Source organism: Deltaproteobacteria bacterium, from assembly GCA_003194485.1.
Lineage (GTDB): Bacteria > Desulfobacterota > Dissulfuribacteria > Dissulfuribacterales > UBA3076 > UBA3076.
Window position 1 is genome coordinate 1 of the sequence record PQXD01000056.1, and the last position, 3,937, is coordinate 3,937.

At 48.7% G+C, this 3,937-nt stretch carries 5 protein-coding genes; all 5 read right to left on the reverse strand.

The features are described from left to right. Positions 1-99: 99 nt before the first annotated feature. The 5 genes from C4B57_11790 to C4B57_11810 all read right to left on the reverse strand — a co-directional run bounded on the left by C4B57_11790 (position 100) and on the right by C4B57_11810 (position 3,792). The gene (locus C4B57_11790; GenBank protein ID PXF50701.1) at positions 100-408 is read right to left on the reverse strand and encodes a hypothetical protein; all 309 of its coding nucleotides are present in this window, start codon (positions 406-408) and stop codon (positions 100-102) included. 123 nt (positions 409-531) lie between these two features. Continuing rightward, entirely contained in the window at positions 532-1,827 is a 1,296-nt protein-coding gene (locus tag C4B57_11795) for a dihydroorotase (protein ID PXF50705.1), read from the reverse strand. Between the two features lie 68 nt (positions 1,828-1,895). Beyond that, complete coding sequence (locus C4B57_11800) at positions 1,896-2,822, reverse strand: aspartate carbamoyltransferase (protein ID PXF50702.1); 927 nt, start codon at positions 2,820-2,822, stop codon at positions 1,896-1,898. A 251-nt stretch (positions 2,823-3,073) separates the two neighbouring features. Then, positions 3,074-3,493, reverse strand: coding sequence for a response regulator (locus tag C4B57_11805; GenBank protein PXF50703.1), 420 nt, complete (start codon positions 3,491-3,493; stop codon positions 3,074-3,076). 50 nt (positions 3,494-3,543) lie between these two features. Continuing rightward, positions 3,544-3,792: a hypothetical protein gene (locus C4B57_11810; GenBank protein ID PXF50704.1), complete on the reverse strand. Its 249-nt coding sequence runs from the start codon at positions 3,790-3,792 to the stop codon at positions 3,544-3,546. Between the last annotated feature and the right edge of the window lie 145 nt (positions 3,793-3,937).

Below are 3,937 nucleotides of genomic sequence, written 5' to 3' on the forward strand. Positions count from 1 at the left end.
CTCTTTACCACAGCAGCTTGAGGCGGTTTGAAGCCTGCTCCTGCAAGCCGGCTTCGAGGGGCCAAACCCTCATCTTCTGTGCAGTTGCGCACATCTCAACTATATCGAGTGTGCTCGTGGCGCACGGACGTCTGCATGCCTGGTCTTGATTTTTTTCAGCAGGGTCATCCCATCTATGCCCGGCATCCTTACGTCACTGATGACAAGGGATATGTTTTCCCTGTCCATGAGTTGAAGGGCCTTTTGTCCACTGGGTGCGGACCATACACGGTAGCCTTCCTTGGCAAGGAGTATCTCCAGAAACTCCCTTAGGCTTTGGTCGTCATCAACTACCAGGATTTTGGGCCTGCCGTTACCCGGGCTATCCGTCGTCTCTGTGAAAAGATCTTCAGAATGCGAAGAACTCATATAAAACCTCCGTTGCGACCATTTACACACCTTGGTTGGCCAGCTACATGAGGAGTGGACAATTGCCCCTCGCCGTACTTATCGACAGAATTAAGAGAGATGTTAAGAGTAATCAGGCCGGATTTATGGAAGCAGCAGTCCCATGGGATCGAATACCGGGCGGCCGTCAACAAGAGTGAGAACGGCTTTGCCCTGGAGGTCTTTTCCCAGAAACGGGCTGTTGCAACTCAGGGAGTGAAGAGACTCACGCGTTAAGGTAAAACTCGCCTCCGGATCTATGATACATATATCTGCAGAATTTCCATACTTCAGGCTTCCACCCGGCACATCCAGGATCCTGGAGGGAGAAATGGACATGCATCTGATCATTTGAGACGCTGAAATGAAACCATCTCTTACAAGGTCCAGCGAGAGGGGTATTGCGGTTTCAAGGCCTATAATCCCGTTTGCAGCCATTTGGAACTCGCACTCCTTTTCAATGACGCTGTGGGGTGCGTGATCCGTAGCAATAACATCTATGGTGCCGTCAGCCAGCCCCTCGATAACTGCCAGGCGGTCCTCTTCGGTGCGGAGGGGCGGATACATCTTGGCAAGGGTGTTGTAACCAAGTACCGCCTCTTCTGTGAGACTGAAGTAATGCGGAGCAGTCTCTGCAGTGACCAGTACACCCCTGCTCTTTGCCTGGCGGATGATTTCAACCGAACCCTTCGTGCTCACATGGGCAATATGGATACGGCCCCCGGTCAGCTCAGCCAGTGCTATATCCCTGAATACGGCAATTTCTTCAGCCGCTGCCGGAATTCCCTTGAGGCCCAGAATAATAGATACCAGGCCCTCATTCATCATACCTCCCCTGGAGAGGTCGAGTTCCTCGGAGTGGGATATGATAAGCGCATCAAAATTCCGGGCATATTCAAGGGCATGACGCATCACTGCCGCATTTCTGACAGGCAGGCCATCGTCTGAGAAGGCTATCGCACCGGCATTGAGGAGGTCTCCGAATTCGGTCAGCTGCTCTCCTTTTTGCCCTACCGTGATGGCTGCGATCGGATAGACCCTTGCCCTGGCGGAACTTCGGGCCTTTTCCAGTATGAATTTGGTGATGCCTGCAGAGTCGTTGGCCGGCTGGGTATTGGGCATGCACGCCACTGCTGTAAAACCGCCGGCAACAGCAGCAGCCGTCCCGGATTCAATAGTCTCCTTATATTCCTCCCCGGGCTCCCGCAGATGCACATGCATATCCAACAACCCGGGCACAAGCCATTTCCCTTCCAAATCAAGGACCCTGGCATCTTGAGGAACGTCAAGAGACTGCCCTGCAGCCGCTATGATTCCGTCTCTTATCAGAAGATCACCGGTAAAATCCGTATCCCGGGATGGATCTATTATTCGTGCATTTCTAAATAGATAAGCGTTCACAGGTTCAGGGTTCACCGTTCAGAGCTGCTTTTCTTTTGTTTACCTTCACTGACCCGCGCCTTCAGCCTTCAAGCCCTTGCGAGAAGTAGAGATAGCAGGGCCATTCTTATTGCCACCCCATTTGTCACCTGATCCAGAATTACGGAGTATGGCCCGTCTGCCACCTCCGGCGTCATCTCTACCCCACGATTGATAGGTCCGGGATGCATGATCAAGGCCCCGGATTTGGCCAACTTGACCTTGCCAGGGCTGAGACCGAAGAACATTGCATACTCTCTTACAGAAGGAACAAAACTCTTTCCCTGACGTTCTTTTTGAATCCTCAGAACTATTATTACATCCGCATCTTTTAATGCCTCTTCCATATTCAGGAACACTTTTGCCCCGAGGACTTCGGATTGACGCGAAGGAAGCATGGTCGCAGGCCCTGACACAACCACCTCGGCACCCATCTTTGTGAAGGCCAGTATGTCTGAGTGTGCTACCCTGCTGTGAAGGATATCTCCCAGTATGGCAATCTTTAGATTTTCAATACGGCCCAGGTGCTCCCTCACTGTAAAGACGTCCAACAGGGCCTGGGAAGGATGCTCGTTTATACCATCTCCGGCATTGATGACAGCCGAGTCTACGTATTTTGTGAGCAGGTGAGGAGTGCCTGAACAGGGATGACGCATGACTATGACATCAGGCCTCATTGCCTCGATATTTCGTGCGGTATCAATAAGGGTTTCCCCTTTTACAACACTGCTGGCCTTGGATGAAATTGACACCGTGTCCGCGCTCAATCGCTTGGCTGCCAGCTCGAATGAAAGGCGGGTCCGGGTGCTCGGTTCAAAGAAGAGATGGACTACGGTTTTGCCGCGGAGCGGGGGTACTTTTTTAATGGGTCTTTTAAGGATATCTTTGAGAGATTCGGCGGTATCCAGAATGAAACGGATCTCGTCCGGTGAGAGGGTGGATATTCCCAGTATGTGTTGGGCAGTGAGGCGATTCATGCCAAAAAAAAGCCCCCTTTTTTAAAAAAGGAGGCAATGTGCGGCGTGTCTGCCAAAAAATTTTTGCCCCAAAGAAGCATCAGTCTCATAATGTCCTGGATGTAGCACAAAGGCAGGGCATGAGTCAAGTATGTGATTGAGAGATGAAAGTATCTATTGCTGGACTTTAACAGTTTCCTCGCTTGATTATCTGGGATCGTTCAGTCCTCCTTTCGTCGGACTTGAATAATCGATTTTTAATCAACCCGGAATTATAATTGACGCTGGTCAGAAAACCGGTGACTATTATATCGGCCCTTCCATCGGTCAAGTTTTTCGAATGCATCCTCAACTGCCCTGGAAAGTGTCTCAACCCTGATTGGTTTTGTGAAAAAATCATCAAAACCCGCCTCACGGCACTCCTTGATCTCAAAAAGGGCTGCCCATCCGGTTATAGCATAAATGATGGGGATAGGGTTATGTTTCCTGATCTGTCTGCATAGCTCTATGCCATTCATTCCGAATAATTTGAGGTCCAGAAATATGACCCCTATATCCTCATTCTCCAAAATTTCCATGGTCTGCTCGGCATTTTCGGCCGATTGGACCTCGTAACCGGAGGAACGGAGAAAATCTTCAAACAAATCCAGGACAGATACATCATCATCCACGACCAATATTTTTCTTTCCATAAACAACATTTCCTTAATTAGTGTTTTCCACGAAAATATATTTACGATATTTATTTTCGAGAAATAGTATCCATGGTAAGTCTTGATTGCCCTGCAAAGAGATCTCTTCTTCTATCCAATTTGTAGCAACTTCCCTTGAATTGTTTTGCATATTTTTTCATCTCCGATGCCCGTTCCGTGATTTCACCATAGTGTGAAAGCGTCCCGGTTTTGGTGCTTGTAATCCCTATGGAAATGCTCATTATAGGGAATATTCTTACATGGTTCTGTCTGTCAATGGATTCGATGCAATTCTTCATCCTGTCTTCAGAGTCATAGAAGAGTCTGTCCCGCAAATATTAGTTGCAAAATGAGGCCGAATTCGGTAAAATATTATATAATTTCAACATGATAATTGCTTTTTGAGGGCCTCATGAACTACAATTTCAGAAGCTATAATCCGGA

Excerpts from the sequence above, each read along its gene's own strand:
- C4B57_11790 (PXF50701.1), bottom strand. The coding sequence starts at position 408 with ATGAGTTCTTCGCATTCTGAAGATCTTTTCACAGAGACGACGGATAGC.
- C4B57_11800 (PXF50702.1), bottom strand. The coding sequence starts at position 2,822 with ATGAATCGCCTCACTGCCCAACACATACTGGGAATATCCACCCTCTCA.
- C4B57_11805 (PXF50703.1), bottom strand. The coding sequence starts at position 3,493 with ATGGAAAGAAAAATATTGGTCGTGGATGATGATGTATCTGTCCTGGAT.
- C4B57_11810 (PXF50704.1), bottom strand. The coding sequence starts at position 3,792 with ATGAAGAATTGCATCGAATCCATTGACAGACAGAACCATGTAAGAATA.